Here is a 16,445-nt window from a genome sequence, read left to right on the forward strand (position 1 = left end):
CGCCGCGACCGTCCTGCGTTGCGTACTCACGAATGTCCCTTCGTCGTCGGTCTGTGCTCTGACGGTGCGGAATCAGGGGTGAACCACGGCAGCGCGGCCGTGGTGGTCTGCGGTTCCGCCGCGGGCGCGGGGCCTGCGGCCGGGGCCGGGGCGCGCCGCAGCTTCGGGAACTTCACGGTCGCGCCGGCGCGCGAGGAGGAACCCCGCCCCCGCCGGCCCGCCGCGTGGGAGGAGCGCGGCCGTACCTTGTCGACGACCGCCATGCCGATACGGAAGACGGCGGCGGGCACGACGAGGCAGAGCAGGATCCAGAAGAGCGTCACACCCCAGGGGCGGCCGACTCCCCACGGCTGCTCGGCCATCACCTTCGAGCCGTACTTCAGGGAGATCTGGTAGTCGCCGTGGGCGCCCGCCGTCAGCTCCACGGGCAGCTCGATGAGCGCCTTGCGGCCGGGCTCGACAGTCCCGCGCCACTGCTGCTCCTCCCACTGCGGCGCGTAGACGCCGTGCGCGGTGGCGACCCGGAAGACCGGGTCCTTGACCGGAGCGGAGCCCATGTTGCCGACGGTGAACACGAGCCGGCGGGCGGGCGGGGCGCCGAACCACGTGAGGATGGAACTGTCGCCCTCCAGCCGGGTGGAGGCGAGGAGAGCGAGCTTGCCGTCCCCCGTCTGCTTCGGCAGCGGCGCGACGGGGTGGCCGGCGACGACGAACACCGCGTCGGCGACGGCCTGTTCCCCGGTGACCGTGGCGACATGCACCACGCAGGGGCACGGTACGGGCGGTTCGGCGACCGGCAGCTTCTTGGCGAAGGCGCCCTTCTTGTCGGTGGTGACGGCGCGGCCGTCCGCGTTGGCACAGGAGTTGGTGCCGCCGATCACGCCGCGGGCGGGGGTGGACTGCCCGCAGATCAGCATCATGAGCAGGGTGTCGGGCCGCCAGCCGGTGCCCTTGACGGTGATCTCGCCGCCCTTGCCCGCCTGCTTCCCGGAGAGCGTGACCACCGGTTTCGGGTCCGCCGCGCTCCGGCTCCGGGCCTGGGCCGCCGACGCGGTCAGGAGCAGGGCGGGCAGTATCGCGGCCAGCAGTGCGGCGAGCAGGACGGCCGCCCCGCCACGGCCGTCGCCCCGGGATGGGGCCGGTCCGGTCCGTCCCGTCACGTTCCCGGTCCGCCCAGCCGCGTTTCCGGTCCGTCCAGTCACGTTTCCGCTCCCGCCTTCACCAAGTGCCTCTCGTCGGAATGCTGTTGGGGATCCGTGGCCGGGGCGGCCCCGTCGTCGCGCGCGCCCCGCCGTACTCCTCGCCGGCGCCTCAGGCCGTACACGCCCGCGGCGACGGCGGCCAGGAGCAGCAGTGCGCCGCCGGTCAGCGGTGCCCACGGGACGAAGACCGCCGAGGCCGTCGCCTCCCCGTGCGCACCGCCCGCCGCGGTGACGCGCAGCCGCACGGTGACGGAGTCCAGAGCGGGGGCGTCCCGCCACGGTTCGGTGAGCCGCACCCGCTGTCCGGGCATCAGCTCCACGGGAAGGGTGCGGGCGCCGCGCCGCAGCAGGGTTCCCAGGACACCGTCCGCGCTGACGGCCAGGCGCGGCGCGAGCACCGCGTTGCCCCGGTTGACCAGCGTGTAGTGGATGGTGCGCCCGGACACGGTGACGTCCTCGACCGTGAGCGCGGCCAGGGTCGGCCCGCCCACCCGCAGCTGGACCCGTACGCCCACCGAGCGGCCGCCGCTCTCGGCGACGATCGCCCCGGGGTGGTCACCGGGCAGCGCGTTCTGCGGCACGGTGAAGGAGACCGGGACGTCGGCCCGGGTGCGGGCGGGCACGGTCACCTTGCTGCTCGCCGTCCGCAGCCAGGCCCCGGTCCCGGTCGAACCGTCCGTGCCGCGCACGGCGAACGCGCCGTTCTCGGCGTTGTACGCATCGGCGCCGCGCAGCCGTACGGTGACCGGTTCCGGTCCCGGGTTGGTGACCGAGAGCCGGTCCTGCAGCACGCTGCCGGGCAGGCCCTCCAGATAGAAGTACGGTCTGCCGTCGCCCTGCCCGGAGCCGTTCGCGGCAGGCTGCGCCGTCCACGCCGGAGCGGCGCGGTGCTCGGTGGCACCGGCCGCCGGCGCCATGGCGAGGGTGCACCACAGGACGGCGAGCAGGGGCAGGGCGAGGCGGGTGGCGTGACCGGTCAACGACGGCATGGGCGGCTCCCTGGTGCGTGACGGCGGCGGCGTTTCTCGCGGGGGTCAGCCCGTGGCCGGCTGCCCGCGCCTGGTCAGCCACAGGACCCCGGCCGCACCGGCCAGCAGCACGGTGCCGCCGAGGGTGCCGAGCGCCACCGCCGAGTCCAGCGGTCCGGTCTTGGGCAGCGCGTCGTTGCTGCCGCCGCCGCCCGCGGCGGTGACGTCGAGGGAGAGCGAGGGCCCCGGGCTGTTCGACGGGGTGCAGGTCGTCGTCGTACCGAGCGCCTTGATGGTGAGCACTCCGGCGGTGAAGTCGACCTTGCCGCTCTTCTTCGGGGTGTACGTCCCCGACAGATCACTGATCTTGATGGGGCTGTTGGCGGGGATGGCGGCGGAGTTGGGCGCGCCGGAGACCTGTACCTGTCCCGGGTCGGCGCCGCCCACCTTGATCACGGCGCTGGGGCTCATCGCCCCCTTGCCCAGTTCGACCGGGCTGGAGGAGACGCCCTTCTGGAAGGACATCGTGAGCCTGTAGCCACTGCCGCTCTTCACGCTCTTGATGTCGATCGGCGACACCGCGGCCTTGTTCCCGATCGGGGTCTTGCACTGGTAGTTGACATCGACGACCGTCGCGTGGGCGGCGGGCGCGACCAGCAGCACCACCGCACCCGCCAGTCCGGACGCCAGCGCGAGAGCTGTTCGCTTCTGGTTCGACACCTCGAGTTCCCCTCATGCCGGGAGTCGCCGCGCGCCGCACGATGCGGCACAAATAACTGACGACACATCAGATTGGGCGCTCAAGGTACGCCCGGGGCCTTGTGGAGGGAAGACAAAGAGCGCGCCGATCCGGCGCGCTCTTCGAGGGGCGTACGAGCCCGGGGGGACGAGCAGGGAAAACCTGCGTGGGGGCTATGCGGGGGCGGCCAGCTCCGCCCAGACGGTCTTGCCGGGTTCGCCCGGCACCCGTACGACTCCCCAGTCCAGGCAGAGCCGCTGCACGATGAACATGCCGTGACCGCCGGGCCGCCCGGCCCGGTGCGGCGTACGGGGCGCGGGCTGTCCGGCGCCGCCGTCGGTGACCTCCACCCGCAGCACCTTCGGCGTGTGGGCGATGCGGATCTCGTCGGGGCCGTCCGCGTGCAGGCACGCGTTGGTGACCAGCTCGGAGACGACCAGCAGGACGTCCTCGGCGGCGGCCCGGCGGTCGGCGGTCGATGCGGGGAGCCATCCCCAGTCGTGGAGCGCCTGGCGGGCGAAATCCCGGGCCGTCGGCACGATGCCGCTGACCTGCCGCAGCGACAGGGTGCGCCACTGCCGGTCGGCGGGCGGGACGGAGGGAACGCCGGCGCCCGCGTCCGCGCGCATGCCCGCGTCGGCGCGTGCACCCACGCCCGCGCCCTCCGGCTCGCGGCCGAGGTCGCCCGGCGGATGCTGCCGGGTGGTGCTCATCAGCGCTTCACCTCACCGATTCACCATGTCGCCATTGAACAGATACAGATACGAATACCGATACGGACACTGATACAGGGACCGCACGGGTACGGAGCGTGCAGGTCGCCCAGGGCTCGCCGGGGTGTCTCCTGCCCGGCCGAATCGTGACAACACCCACTTCGCCTACGCGGATCGCGTGACGCGGGCAACAGATGAGGCGCCCGGGGCGTCGGAACGCGCCACGCTCAGGTGTCCAGGGCCTCTTCGAGGGAGTCGTGGACGGTGAATACCGCCTCGGCCCCGGTGATCTCGAAGACCCGCGCCACCACCGGCAGCATTCCGGCCAAATGGACCCCTCCCCCGACCGCCTCCGCCTTGAGGCGGGCACCGAGCAGCACATTGAGCCCGGTGGAATCACAGAATTCGAGTCGCGAGCAGTCGACCACCAGGCGCGCGCGCCCTTGCTCGACCGCGCTCTCCAAAGGCTCGCGCAGCAGGTCCGCCGTGTGGTGGTCGAGCTCGCCCACCGGCGTCACAACCTCGCTGCGGCCCTCGGTCCGGACCTCGACCTGAAGCCGACCCCGGTTCGCACTGCCGACCGTCCCGCGGTCCATGCCCGTCCCTCTTCACCGATCGTCACTGTCTGCATCACTGTGCATGCAGATGCGTTACAGCTGTCGCTGACGTTCTTAAAACAGTACGCGTTCCGTGCGCCACGCGGTAGCCGAAGACCTCAACAAAGCGGACATATAGCGTCAATTGGTGGTTGTAACCGGCCGCAGGGACCGGGTAATGGTAGAGGGACACCCGAAACACGGCCGGCTTGGAGGCGCCGCTTCACCGCAGGAACACGTATGGGCATCGGCAGCCATATGCCGAGAACGATGGAGGAGACCATGTCACCCCGGCTCGACGAAACGCGTACCCACAACGCATCGTCAGCATGTCCTCAGGGACTGACCGAATCACACTCCCCTGCCGCGACCGTCCCGGACGGCACGCGCACCAGCACCACCAGCAGTGGCAGTACCGGTTCCACCAGCACGACCGAAGACGACCGCGGCCTCGAGGGCGCCACCGGCGGACTCGAGGGGCTTCCCGAGATCCCGGACCCCTCCGAAGTGGGGCCGCTGGACGCCAGAGCCCTGTCGAAGACGCTCTTCGCCCGGCTCGAGTCCCTCGAAGAGGGCACGCACGAGTACTCCTACGTACGCAACACGCTCGTCGAACTGAACCTGGCCCTGGTCAAGTTCGCCGCCTCCCGGTTCCGCTCCCGCAGCGAACCGATGGAGGACATCATCCAGGTCGGCACCATCGGCCTGATCAAGGCGATCGACCGCTTCGAGCTCAGCCGGGGCGTCGAGTTCCCGACCTTCGCGATGCCGACCATCATCGGCGAGATCAAGCGCTTCTTCCGCGACACCAGCTGGTCCGTGCGCGTACCGCGCCGGCTCCAGGAGCTGCGGCTCGACCTGGCCAAGGCGGGCGACGAGCTCGCCCAGCAACTGGACCGAGCGCCCACCGTGGACGAGCTCGCCGGCCGCCTGGGCATCACCGGTGACGAGGTCGTCGAAGGCATGGCCGCGAGCAACGCGTACACCGCGAGCTCGCTGGACGCCAAGCCCGAGGAGGACGAGAACGAGGGCGCGCTGGCCGACCGGATCGGCTACGAGGACCACGGGCTCGAAGGCATCGAGTACGTCGAGTCCCTGAAGCCGCTGATCGCCTCACTGCCGGGCCGCGACCGGACGATCCTCTCGCTCCGGTTCGTCGCCAACATGACACAGTCGGAGATCGGCGAGGAGCTCGGCATCTCCCAGATGCATGTGTCGCGGCTGCTCTCCCGCACCCTGGTCAAGCTGCGCAGGGGTCTGACCCTGGAGGAGTGAGCCAGGGCCTCTCGTTCGGATCATGCCGGGTTCGCGGAGCCTGCCGGACCGGAGGACCGAAGGATCAAGGGCCTGCCCCGCCAAGGGGCAGGCCCTTCCGCGTTATTGACGCCCGGTCAGCCGCTGTGCGGCGCCACGGCGCGCTCGCCGCGCCGCCACACCTCGTGGACCAGCGGTACGCCCGGCCGGTAGGCGAGGTGGACATGGCTGGGGGCGTCCAGGACCACCAGATCGGCGCGGGCGCCGGAGGTGATGCGGCCGATGTCGCCGCGGCGCAGGGCGGCCGCGCCGCCGGCCGTGGCGGACCAGAGGGCCTCGTCGGGCGTCATCCCCATGTCCCGGACGGCGAGGGCGATGCAGAAGGGCAGGGACGAGGTGAACGAGGAGCCCGGGTTGCAGTCCGTGGACAGGGCGACGGTGGCGCCCGCGTCGAGCAGACGGCGGGCGTCGGGCCACACGGCACGGGTGGAGAACTCGGCGCCGGGCAGCAGTGTGGCGACGGTTTCCGACTGGGCCAGGGCGTCGACGTCGGCATCCGTGAGGTGGGTGCAGTGGTCGGCGGAGGCCGCGTCGAGCTCGACGGCGAGCTGGACGCCGGGGCCGTGCCCGAGCTGGTTGGCGTGCACCCGGGGGTGCAGCCCCCTGGCGCGGCCGGCGGTCAGGATCTCCCGGGCCTGGTCGCCGTCGAAGGCGCCCTTCTCGCAGAACACGTCGATCCAACGGGCGTACGGGGCACAGGCGTCGAGCATCGGGCCGGTGACCAGGGCGACGTATCCGGCCGGGTCGTCGGCGTAGTCCGGGGGCACGATGTGGGCGCCGAGGAAGGTGACCTCGTCGGTGTGGCGGGCCGCGATGCGCAGGGCGCGGGCCTCGTCCTCGACGGTGAGGCCGTAGCCGGACTTGGTCTCGAAGGTCGTGGTGCCCTGCCGCAGCGCCTCGGCGAGGTAGCGGGCGACGTTGGCGGAGAGCTCCTCGTCGGTGGCCGCGCGGGTGGCGGCGACGGTGGTCCTGATCCCGCCCGCGCTGTAGGCGCGGCCGGACATCCGGGCGTTGAACTCCTGGGTGCGGTCGCCCGCGAAGACGAGGTGGGAGTGGGAGTCGACGAAACCGGGGATCACGGCCCGGCCGCCCGCGTCGACGGCGTTGTCAGTGGCGGGTGCTTTGCTTGATTCACCGGTCCAGACGACCCGGTCGCCCTCGATGACGACGGCCGCGTCCTGGATCAGTCCGAGGGGGGAATTGTCACCGAGGGAGGGGTCGTTGGTGACCAGTGCGGAGATGTGGGTGATGGCGGTCGTCGTCATCGGGGGTCTGCTCTCCTTGCGTCCGGGCGGTGGAGGGGGCTCTGCCTGGGTGCTCAGTGGTGCAGGGCCGCGATGGCTTTCGCGAGCGCCTGGGGGACGTCGGCGACCAGCTCGTGGTGTCCGTCGCGCACGATGTGCCGGCCCGCGACCACCGTGTGACGCACATCGGCTGCGGAGGCGGCGAATACCGCTGTCTCCGCTGCCAGCCGGGGCACCGGCCCGGCGGTTCTGACGGAGTCCAGGGCGACGGTCACCAGGTCGGCGGGGGCGCCCGGTTCGAGGGTGCCCGCGTCGGGCCGGCCGAGTGCGGCGTGGCCGTCGGCGGAGGCGGCACGCAGAAGCGCGGCCGCGGTCCAGTGGCCTCGGGTCCGGGTGCGCAGGCGCTCGTTGAGCTCCATCGCGCGGGCCTCTTCGAAGAGGTCGATCACGGCGTGGCTGTCGCTGCCGAGCGAGAGGGGGGAGCCCGCGTGCTGGAGGGCGACCGCGGGGCCGATTCCGTCCGCGAGGTCGCGTTCGGTGGTCGGGCACATGCAGGTCCCGGTGCCCATCGAGCCGATCAGCGCGATGTCCTCACTCGTGAGGTGGGTGTTGTGGACGCCCGTGGTGCGCGGGCCCAGGACCCCGTGGTCGGCGAGGAGCCGGGTGGGGGTGCGGCCGTGGGCGGCGAGACAGGCTTCGTTCTCCGCGGTCTGTTCGGAGAGGTGGACATGCAGCGGCGCCTGCCGCTCCTGCGCCCACTGGGCGACGGTGGCGAGCTGGTCGGCGGGGACGGCCCGCACCGAGTGGATGGCCGCTCCGATCAGGGTGTGCCCGTCGCCCGTCCCCTCGTCCGGTCCGCCGCCAGGTCCGTCGCCCTTGAGGAGGGAGGCGCGCTCGGCCCAGGCGTCGGCGGTGGTGTCGGAGAAGCGCAGCTGGTGCTGGTCGGGCTTCTGGTACTGGGAGGGCCGGCGGCCGAATCCGGCGGCGAGATAGGCGGTGTCCAGCAGGGTGATCCGGATACCGGCCTCGCGGGCGGCCGCGATCAGGGCCTCGCCCATCGCGTTCGGGTTGCCGTACGGGACGCCGCCCGGCGCGTGGTGCAGATAGTGGAATTCGCCGACCGCGGTGACGCCGGCCAGCGCCATCTCGGCGTACACGGCCCGGGCCAGGTCGTAGTACGTGTCGGGGGTGAGCCGGGAGGAGACCTGGTACATGATCTCGCGCCAGGTCCAGAAGGTGCCGGAGCCGACCTGGACGGTGGAGCGCAGCGCACGGTGGAAGGCGTGCGAGTGGGTGTTGGCGAGACCGGGCAGGGTGAGCCCGCGCAGCACGGTCGCGCCGGGCGGCGGGGCGCCCACGCCGGTCCGCACCCCGGCGATCCGCCCGCCGGACACCTCCAGGACGACGTCCGGCTCGACATGGGTGCCGAACCAGGCATGGGACAGCCAGTACGTCACGGTGACGGGCTTGCCCGTCGGCTCCGTGGCGAGCTCCGTCGTCGGCTCCGTTGCCATCGGCTCCGTTGTCATCGGCACGCGAGACCTTCCAGTACGTCGGCGAGTGCGATCACCCCGGCCACGCAGTCGTCCTCGGCGGCGTACTCGGCCGGCGAGTGCGAGATCCCGGTGGGGTTGCGTACGAACAGCATGGCGGTGGGGACCGAAGCGGACAAAATACCCGCATCATGTCCGGCTCCGGTGCCCAGTACGGGGACGTCGCGACCGGTGTCCCGGGTGGCGGAGTCCTTCAGGAGCGCGCCCAGCTCGTCGCGCAGGGCGTGCTGGAACTCCACGACGGGCGTGAAGGACTCCCGTACGACGTCGAGGTCGATACCGGCCCGCTCGGCGTACTCCCGGGCGGCCCGCTCGATGCCGGTGACGACGGTGTCCAGGGTGTCCTGGTCCGCGGCGCGGGAGTCGAGCCAGCCGCGGATGAGGGAGGGGATGGCGTTGACGCCGTTGGGTTCGACGGCGATCTTGCCGAAGGTGGCCAGCGCGCCGGCCAGTTCCGCCTCGCGGCGGGCGGCGAGCACGGTCTCGGCGTAGGTGAGCATCGGGTCGCGGCGGTCGGCGAGCCGGGTGGTGCCCGCGTGGTTGGCCTCGCCCCGGAAGTCGAACCGCCAGCGTCCGTGCGGCCAGATCGCCGAGGCGATGCCGACCGGGTCGCCGGTGAGGTCGAGGGCGCGCCCCTGCTCGACGTGGAGCTCGACGAACGCGCCGATACGGGCGAGCCTTTCGGGGTCCGGGCCGATGGCGTCGGGGTCGTACCCGGCCGCCTCCATGGCCTGCGGCAGGGTGACGCCGTCACCGTCGCGCAGCCGGTGCGCGGCCTCGGCGGTCAGCTGCCCTGCGGCGAGCCGGGAGCCGACACAGGCGAGACCGAAGCGCGCGCCCTCCTCGTCACCGAAGTTGGCGATGGCCAGCGGCCGGGTGAACTCCACTCCCCTGCGGCGGAGTTCATCGAGCGCGGCAAAGGAGGAGACGACCCCGAGCGGCCCGTCGAAGGCTCCGCCGTCCGGCACGGAGTCGAGGTGCGAGCCGGTGACGACGGCGTCCCCGGCCAGGGGGTCACCGCGCCAGGCCCACTGGTTGCCGTTGCGGTCCACCTCGCAGTCGAGGCCTCGGGCCTCGGCCTGCATCCGGAACCAGAGGCGGCAGTCGGCGTCGGCCCCGGTCCAGGCGTAGCGCCGGTAGCCGCCGGACTCGGCGTTGCGGCCGATGTTCCGCAACGATGCCCACATCGCGTGGAAGGTGGGACTCACGCGGCGCTCCCGCCCGTACCGGCTTCGTCGCCCGTGCCGGACGCGTCGCCCGTGCCGGACGCGGAACTCGTGCCGGACGCCGCGTCCGGGCCGCTCTCGCGCATCGGGATCCTGACCCCGCGCTCCGCGGCGACCGACTCCGCGATGTCGTAGCCGGCGTCGACGTGCCGGATGACACCCATGCCCGGGTCGTTGGTCAGCACCCGGCGGATCTTCTCGCCCGCCAGCTTCGTGCCGTCGGCGACCGTCACCTGTCCGGCGTGGATGGACCGGCCCATGCCCACGCCGCCGCCGTGGTGGATGGAGACCCAGGAGGCCCCCGACGCCACGTTGACCATCGCGTTCAGTAGCGGCCAGTCGGCGATCGCGTCGGATCCGTCGAGCATGGCCTCGGTCTCCCGGTACGGCGAGGCGACCGAGCCGCAGTCCAGGTGGTCACGGCCGATGGCCAGCGGGGCGACCAGTTCGCCACTGGCGACCATGTCGTTGAAGCGCTCGCCGGCCTTGTCGCGCTCGCCCTGGCCGAGCCAGCAGATGCGGGCGGGCAGGCCCTGGAAGTGGACGCGCTCGCCGGCCATCTTGATCCAGCGGTGCAGGGACTCGTTCTCCGGGAAGAGTTCGAGCATCGCCTTGTCGGTCTTGTGGATGTCGGACGCCTCGCCGGACAGGGCCGCCCAGCGGAACGGGCCCTTGCCCTCACAGAACAGCGGCCGGATGTAGGCGGGCACGAAGCCGGGGAAGTCGAAGGCCCGCTCGTATCCGGCGAGCTGCGCCTCGCCGCGGATCGAGTTGCCGTAGTCGAAGACCTCCGCACCGGCGTCCATGAAGCCGACCATCGCCTCGACGTGCTTCGCCATCGACTCACGGGCGCGCAGGGTGAAGTCGGCGGGCTTCTCGGTGGCGTAGTCGGCCATGTCGTCGAAGTCGACCCCGAGCGGGAGGTAGGCCAGCGGGTCGTGCGCGCTGGTCTGGTCGGTGACGATGTCGACCGGGGCGCCCTCGGCGAGCATCCGGGGCAGCAGTTCCGCGGCGTTGCCGAGCAGGCCGATGGAGAGCGGCTTGCGGGCGTCCCGTGCCTCGGTGGCCAGCTGGAGCGCGTGCTCCAGGCTGTCGGCCTTCACATCGAGGAAGCGGTGCTCGATACGGCGGTCGATGGCGCGCGGGTCGCAGTCGATACAGATCGCGACGCCGTCGTTCATCGTCACGGCGAGCGGCTGGGCACCGCCCATGCCGCCGAGTCCGGCGGTCAGGGTGATCGTCCCGGCCAGCGTGCCGCCGAACTTCTTCGCGGCGACGGCGGCGAACGTCTCGTACGTGCCCTGGAGGATGCCCTGGGTACCGATGTAGATCCACGAACCGGCGGTCATCTGGCCGTACATGGTGAGCCCGAGCGCCTCCAGGCGGCGGAACTCCTCCCAGTTCGCCCAGTCGCCGACCAGGTTGGAGTTGGCGATCAGGACCCGCGGTGCCCACTCGTGCGTCTGCATGACACCGACCGGACGCCCGGACTGGACGAGCATCGTCTCGTCCTGCTTGAGCGTCCGGAGCGTGCGGACCATCGCGTCGAACGAGCGCCAGTCGCGGGCCGCCTTGCCCGTGCCGCCGTAGACGACGAGCTTGTCGGGGTGCTCGGCGACCTCGGGGTCGAGGTTGTTCTGCAGCATGCGCAGGGCGGCTTCCTGCTGCCATCCCAGGGTGCTCAGTGCGGTACCGCGCGGTGCCCGTACGGGGCGGGGTCCTGACATGGCAATGCCTCCTCGCGACTGTGAATTTTCTATTCACATCTTGGTTGGCTGAATAGCTCCAGTCAACAGGGCGGGGCGGGAGGACCTCCGAGCCGCCGCCGGCGGCCCGCGGCCGGGCATTGTCCACGGCCTTTCGCATGTACCAGTGGAAAATGCCAGAACCTCCACCGGGAGCGAGCACGTTGCGTAACCTCTGGGTCACAGCCGCACGCAGCGTCGGAGGGGAGCCCGCGTGCCCGGAATCGACGAGTGCCTGCTCGATGTCATGAGACTGCCCGGGGCCCGTGGCGCCGCCGTGGTCGACTGGACGAGCGGTCTCGCTCTCGGCACCATCGGTGACGCGCCCAACGGCGATCACGAGGCCACCGCCGCGGAAACGGCCGAGGTGGCACGGATGGCGGTGGAGCAGCCCGCCTTCTCGCTCGGATTACCGGACGCACCGACCGCGCCCGACGGTGCGGCTGCCGCGTCGGCCGGGCCCCCGGTCGAGGACGTCATCGTCACCACCCGCGCCGGGTACCACATCCTGCGTTTCGTGGAGACGGACTTCGACAGCAGCGTCTTCGTCCACCTGTGGCTGGACCGCGCGGAGGGCAATCTGGCGCTGGCCCGGATACGGCTGGGCGAGATGGCCGAGCGGCTGGTCCTGGCATGAGAACGGCCGCCCCCGCCCCTGCCCCTGTCCTCTCGCCCATGCTCCAGCGCCTCGCCGCCGAACGCGCCACCGGCGCCCTGATGCGCGACCGCGGCACCCTCTACCTGGCCGACGGCCAGGTGGTGCACGCCGAGAGCCCCGCGACGCCCGGTATCGACGTCCTGCTCACCCGGGGCGGCGCGCTGCAACGCGAGGGCTGGTGGGACGCGGTCGCCCACGCGGGCGCCGGACAGCGGGTCGGCCGGTACCTCGTGGACAGCGGCCGGGTGCCGGGCGGCGCGCTGGAACTGTGCCACCTGGGGGCGCTCTACGACGCGGCGTTCTTCGCCCTCGCCCCGACCCGGACCCCGGCCCGCTTCCGTTACGGGGTCGCCCACTGGATCGGCCCCGTGCGCCCCGTACCCGTGGACGCCGTGCAGCGCGAGACGCTCCGGCGCCGGGAACTGCTGGACCGGATCTGGCCGGAGGCGGTGACCGACAGCGCCCCGCTCGTACGGACCGGCCACCCGGTCGACTCCCCCGTACCACCGCGCCGGCGCAGCGTGCTGGAGCGCCTGGACGGAGTGCGTACCGCCACCGACATCGCCCAGGAACTCGGCAGATCGGCGTTCCACACCCTGGTCGACCTGCGGCGCCTCGCGGCCGCGGGGCTGGTCGAAGCGGTCCGGCAGACGGCGGGCCCGGCGGGCTCCGCAGCCGGCCGGATCACGCTCCCCGAGGTCACGGCCGACCCCGACGTCGCCCTGCTGCTCCGGCTCCGAGACGCATTGGAGGCCCTGTGATACGCGCGCTCAGACAGCGTGCCGGGAGGAAACAGCTGATGGTGCCCGAGGCCGAAGTACAGGACGTCCTGGCCGAGCTCCAGCGCCTGCGGGCACGGGTTCCGCTCCTCTCCGGCGCGCTCGCCGCCAGCACCGACGGCCTGGTGCTGGCCCACGACACCCCGGGCGTGGAGGCGGAGGGCGTCGCCGCACTGACCGCGGCCGCGCTCGGCGTCGCCATCCGGATGGCGGACGCGACCGGCCGGGGCGGCTTCCGCGAACTCCTCGTGCGGGGCGAGGCCGGCTACATCGCGACGTACGCGGCGGGGTCGTCGGCCGTACTGACCCTGCTGGCCGAGGACCGCATCAATGTCGGCCGGCTCCATCTGGAGGGCCGCCGATCCGGCACCCGGATCGGCGAACTGGTCGACGCGGCGCTGGCACGGGCCCCCCAGTCCGGCCCCGGCGCCCCCGTACCGCGTACCCCGCAACAACAGCCCGGCACGCTGCCGCACCGCACGACGTGAACCCGGCACGACCCATAAACGGAACCGGTCGTCCCGACCGGTCAGGGAAAGGAAACGAGCACTCATGGCGAACACCGAAGCGTCACTGAAGGAAGCGATGTCGTCCATCGAGGGCACCACCGGTGTCGCCCTCGTCGACTACACGAGCGGCATGGCACTGGGCACCCTCGGCGGCGGCAAGGACTTCAACCTGGAGGTCGCGGCCGCGGGCAACACCGACGTCGTACGCGCCAAGCTCCGCACGATGGAACACCTCGGCATCCAGGACGAGATCGAGGACATCCTGATCACCCTGGGCACCCAGTACCACCTGATCCGGCTGCTCAAGACCCGTGGAAACAACGGCCTGTTCCTCTACCTGGTGCTGGACTCCGGCCGGGCCAACCTGGCCATGGCCCGCTACCAGCTGAAGAAGATCGAGGCCGACCTGGAGGTCTGAGCGGGGCCCTCGGCGGTTGCGGGGTCCCGTTTGTGCGGGGTTCCGTTTGTGCGGGGTTCCGTCCTCAATCGCCGGACGGGCTTTTCTGCGGGGACTCCCCTGCACGTCCCCACCCGGCCGTCACTGCGTGTGTACGCCGGCGGTAGTACTGCCGCAGACGTGGGGCGGCCGGTCCGGGGGCGTGCAGGGGAGTCCCCGCAGGACGACGAACAGCTACCCGGGTCGCTTGCGTACCCGCCGAACGTTCGTCGTCTGAGGAGTCTCCCCGGAGGGGCACCGGACCCCCACCACCCGGGGAACGCGCCTCCGCGTCGCGGAGCACCCGCACCAGTCAAGCCCGTCCGGCGATTGAGGACGGAACCCTCAGCCAAAGAACACCGCTCACTCGACGAACAGACCGCGCGCCACCGCTCCCGCGTCGAACTCCTCCAGTCGGGCCTGGGCGTCGGGCAGGTTGTCGCACATGGCCTCCAGCAGCACCCGCCCGAGCAGCATCGGGGCGCACGCCGTGTCGAAGGCGAGCCCGGTGCCTACGGCGGCCGGGATCAGCAGATCGCTGTGCCCGGCCACCGGGGCGAAGGCGGAGTCGGCGACCGACACCACGGTCAGGCCCTGGCCCTGCGCGTAGGCGAGGGCGTCCACGACCTCGCGGGGGTGGCGCGGCAGCGCGAAGCAGATCAGCGCGGTGGCGCCGGCCCGCCGGGCCGCGTCGATCCGGTCGTGCAGCATGCTGCCGCCCTCGTCGAGCACCCGGACGTCGGGGTGCACCTTGGCGGCGAAGTACCCGAAGCCCCGCGCCTGAGAGGAGGCGGCGCGCAGTCCGAGCACGGGCAGCGGCCGGGAGGCGGCGAGCAGCCGGCCGGCCCGCTCGACGGGCCCCGGGTCGGCGAGCAGCCCGGCGAGGTGGCGCAGGTTCTCGATCTCGCCGAGCACCGCCTGCTGGTACTCGTTGTACGTGTCCTCCCCGTCGCCCGCGACGGAACCGGCCGGGGCGACCTCGCGCAGGTGCTTGCGCAGCGCGGGATAGCCGTCGAACCCGAGGGCGACGGCGAAGCGGGTGACGGAGGGCTGGCTGACCCCGGCCAGTTCGGCCAGCTCGACGCTGGAGAGGAAGGGGGCGTCGCCGGCCCTGCGCACCATCGAGTGCGCGATACGCCGCTGGGTGGGCGTGAGCCTGCGCCCCTCGAACAGCTGCTGCAACCGTGCGGCCGGGCTGCTCCCGCTCATCCTGTCCCCTCGGTAGATCGGTCGCGCCGAGATCCGGCTCCGACGGATCCATTCAGCCAGCAAGGCGTCTGCATGTCCATATGCAGCCGTCTCCAGCGGGCCGGTCCGGCGGGCCGGCAGGGTCACCGGCCGAGCGTGCCGAGCCGCCACCGGTGGGACGCCCGCGACGGGCGGGCGTCCCGCTCAGCTCCGTCCGGTGGCCGGCCCACCGGCCCCGCGCCACCCGCTCACCCCGCGGGCCTGCCCTCCAGGACCTCGACGACCGACACCCAGGAGTTCCACTGCTGGATGGTGACCCGCATCGTGCGGCCCTCGTTCACAGTGCCGGACCAGACGCTGCTTCCCTCGTCCGCCTCCGTCCGGGTCGGCTGCGCGGGTCTCAGGCCGCACGCCTTCAGCGACCGGCGCAGGCCCGTCAGCTCTTCGCGGGCCGTCGCGGTGTCGTCGTACTCGACGACACGGTGCAGGGCCAGGGCGTCGTTCCTGCCCCGGTACGGACGGCCGTACCGCTTCTGATCGGGCTCGTCGGCCATGACGAACGAGGCGGGGCAGGCTTCGCCGAGCCCGATCTGGGGCAGTGGGCCGTCCTGCGGTTCGGGGTCCGTCGCCAGGCCCTCGGCCGCTTTCCAGTGCCACTGCTCGTACCCGGGCAGTTCGTCCGCCGGCTTCATCTCGATCACCCCGTCGGTGCGGAAGGGGTTGGTCGTCGCGGTGGCGACCGTCGCGTGTTCCGGCTCCGGGGCATCCCACGGGAGTACGGCCCAGACCCCGGCCGCCACCAGCACCGCCATGCCGCCCGCCCCGGCCACCCGGCGGCGGTTGCGCCTGCGCTGCCCCTTCGCCCGGATCTCCTCGGCGGCGGGCAGGCGCACCGCGACGCCGTCCAGCAGCTCCTCGACCTCAGCCATGGTGAACGCTCCCCTCCCGCTCGGCACCGAGCGTGGTGTCGGCGAGCCGCTCGCCGAGAATCCTGCGGGCCCGGTGGAGCCGGGTCCGTACCGCACCGCTCGACACCCCCGTCTCCCGCGCCACCTCTTCCACCGGCAGATCCAGCAGATGGTGCAGGACCACCGCCTGGCGCTGCTCGCTGTTCAGCTCCGCCAGCGCGCCGACCAGTGCCACCCGGTCCTCCGAAAGACCCGGCACATCGGTGGGCAGGCCGTGCCGGAAGTGCGCCCGCAGCCGGTTGCGGGTCCTGCGCCAGGTGCTGATCGCCAGCCGTACGGCCACGGTCCGCACCCAGGGCAGCGGGTCCCCGCCGGCGGCCACCTTGTCCCATCGCTGCCACGCCCGCACGTATGCCTCCTGCACGGCGTCCTCCGCCTCCCCCAGATCGCCCGTCACCGCATAGACCGTGGCCACCAGGCGTTTGGCGGTCGCCGCATAGAACGCATCGAACTCGTCCGATCCTGCCGTCATGGCCCCCGTCCGTTCCCTCACGTGCCCGAGAACTGCTTCTGCCAGATACACGCTCCGGCGGGCCGGGATGTTACGGACGACTTTTCCGCCGGGAGGAGTGCCGGCGGCCGCGGGTGCCCGGTCCCGGGGAAACAG

Annotated in this window: 17 protein-coding genes; 5 read left to right on the forward strand and 12 right to left on the reverse strand. The window is 72.2% G+C overall.

The features are described 5' to 3' along the window. Positions 1-26 precede the first annotated feature (26 nt). From OG782_RS14155 to OG782_RS14175, 5 genes are all read right to left on the reverse strand, one after another. Positions 27-1,160 (reverse strand): hypothetical protein, encoded by a 1,134-nt coding sequence (locus tag OG782_RS14155; protein WP_406450851.1) that lies wholly within the window; start codon positions 1,158-1,160, stop codon positions 27-29. 38 nt (positions 1,161-1,198) lie between these two features. After that, positions 1,199-2,191 carry a hypothetical protein gene (locus tag OG782_RS14160; protein WP_406450853.1) on the reverse strand — a complete coding sequence of 331 codons (993 nt, stop codon included), beginning with the start codon at positions 2,189-2,191 and terminating at the stop codon, positions 1,199-1,201. A gap of 45 nt (positions 2,192-2,236) precedes the next feature. Beyond that, on the reverse strand, positions 2,237-2,890 hold the full coding sequence (locus OG782_RS14165) for a peptidase (RefSeq protein WP_406450855.1): 654 nt from the start codon (positions 2,888-2,890) through the stop codon (positions 2,237-2,239). Positions 2,891-3,082: 192 nt separating this feature from the next. Continuing rightward, a complete protein-coding gene (locus tag OG782_RS14170) occupies positions 3,083-3,622 on the reverse strand; it encodes an ATP-binding protein (protein WP_406450857.1) in 540 nt (179 codons plus the stop codon). Between the two features lie 227 nt (positions 3,623-3,849). Further along, complete coding sequence (locus OG782_RS14175; protein ID WP_406450859.1) at positions 3,850-4,218, reverse strand: STAS domain-containing protein; 369 nt, start codon at positions 4,216-4,218, stop codon at positions 3,850-3,852. 282 nt (positions 4,219-4,500) lie between these two features. On the opposite strand from OG782_RS14175, the gene OG782_RS14180 reads away from it, so the two are divergent. Beyond that, a complete protein-coding gene (locus OG782_RS14180; protein WP_406459055.1) occupies positions 4,501-5,493 on the forward strand; it encodes an RNA polymerase sigma factor SigF in 993 nt (330 codons plus the stop codon). A gap of 116 nt (positions 5,494-5,609) precedes the next feature. Here OG782_RS14180 and hutI read toward each other — a convergent pair whose 3' ends face one another. Genes hutI through hutU form a run of 4 tightly spaced genes read right to left on the reverse strand, consistent with a single transcriptional unit; the run spans position 5,610 to position 11,282 of the window. Continuing rightward, positions 5,610-6,797 (reverse strand): imidazolonepropionase, encoded by a 1,188-nt coding sequence (hutI, locus tag OG782_RS14185; protein WP_406450861.1) that lies wholly within the window; start codon positions 6,795-6,797, stop codon positions 5,610-5,612. 53 nt (positions 6,798-6,850) lie between these two features. Further along, complete coding sequence (locus tag OG782_RS14190) at positions 6,851-8,290, reverse strand: formimidoylglutamate deiminase (protein WP_406450863.1); 1,440 nt, start codon at positions 8,288-8,290, stop codon at positions 6,851-6,853. Positions 8,291-8,301: 11 nt separating this feature from the next. Further along, positions 8,302-9,516, reverse strand: a complete 1,215-nt coding sequence (locus OG782_RS14195; RefSeq protein WP_406459057.1) for an allantoate amidohydrolase — start codon at positions 9,514-9,516, stop codon at positions 8,302-8,304. A gap of 17 nt (positions 9,517-9,533) precedes the next feature. Then, a complete protein-coding gene (hutU, locus tag OG782_RS14200; RefSeq protein WP_406450865.1) occupies positions 9,534-11,282 on the reverse strand; it encodes a urocanate hydratase in 1,749 nt (582 codons plus the stop codon). Positions 11,283-11,514: 232 nt separating this feature from the next. Between hutU and OG782_RS14205 the strand changes: the two genes are divergently transcribed. The 4 genes from OG782_RS14205 (at position 11,515) to OG782_RS14220 (ending at position 13,664) form a co-directional block, all read left to right on the forward strand. After that, positions 11,515-11,937 (forward strand): hypothetical protein, encoded by a 423-nt coding sequence (locus OG782_RS14205; RefSeq protein WP_406450866.1) that lies wholly within the window; start codon positions 11,515-11,517, stop codon positions 11,935-11,937. A gap of 38 nt (positions 11,938-11,975) precedes the next feature. Next, on the forward strand, positions 11,976-12,719 hold the full coding sequence (locus tag OG782_RS14210) for a transcriptional regulator (protein WP_406450868.1): 744 nt from the start codon (positions 11,976-11,978) through the stop codon (positions 12,717-12,719). 38 nt (positions 12,720-12,757) lie between these two features. Then, positions 12,758-13,225 carry a roadblock/LC7 domain-containing protein gene (locus OG782_RS14215; protein ID WP_406450870.1) on the forward strand — a complete coding sequence of 156 codons (468 nt, stop codon included), beginning with the start codon at positions 12,758-12,760 and terminating at the stop codon, positions 13,223-13,225. A 64-nt stretch (positions 13,226-13,289) separates the two neighbouring features. After that, a complete protein-coding gene (locus OG782_RS14220) occupies positions 13,290-13,664 on the forward strand; it encodes a hypothetical protein (RefSeq protein WP_406450872.1) in 375 nt (124 codons plus the stop codon). A gap of 381 nt (positions 13,665-14,045) precedes the next feature. Here OG782_RS14220 and OG782_RS14225 read toward each other — a convergent pair whose 3' ends face one another. The 3 genes from OG782_RS14225 to OG782_RS14235 form a co-directional block, all read right to left on the reverse strand. Continuing rightward, positions 14,046-14,891: a MurR/RpiR family transcriptional regulator gene (locus tag OG782_RS14225; RefSeq protein WP_406450874.1), complete on the reverse strand. Its 846-nt coding sequence runs from the start codon at positions 14,889-14,891 to the stop codon at positions 14,046-14,048. Between the two features lie 227 nt (positions 14,892-15,118). Continuing rightward, on the reverse strand, positions 15,119-15,799 hold the full coding sequence (locus tag OG782_RS14230; protein ID WP_406450876.1) for a hypothetical protein: 681 nt from the start codon (positions 15,797-15,799) through the stop codon (positions 15,119-15,121). Beyond that, entirely contained in the window at positions 15,792-16,310 is a 519-nt protein-coding gene (locus OG782_RS14235; protein ID WP_406450878.1) for a SigE family RNA polymerase sigma factor, read from the reverse strand. Before OG782_RS14235 ends, OG782_RS14230 begins: the two co-directional genes overlap by 8 nt. Positions 16,311-16,445 lie beyond the last annotated feature (135 nt).

The organism is Streptomyces sp. NBC_00876, from assembly GCF_045207435.1.
Classification (GTDB): Bacteria; Actinomycetota; Actinomycetes; order Streptomycetales; family Streptomycetaceae; genus Streptomyces.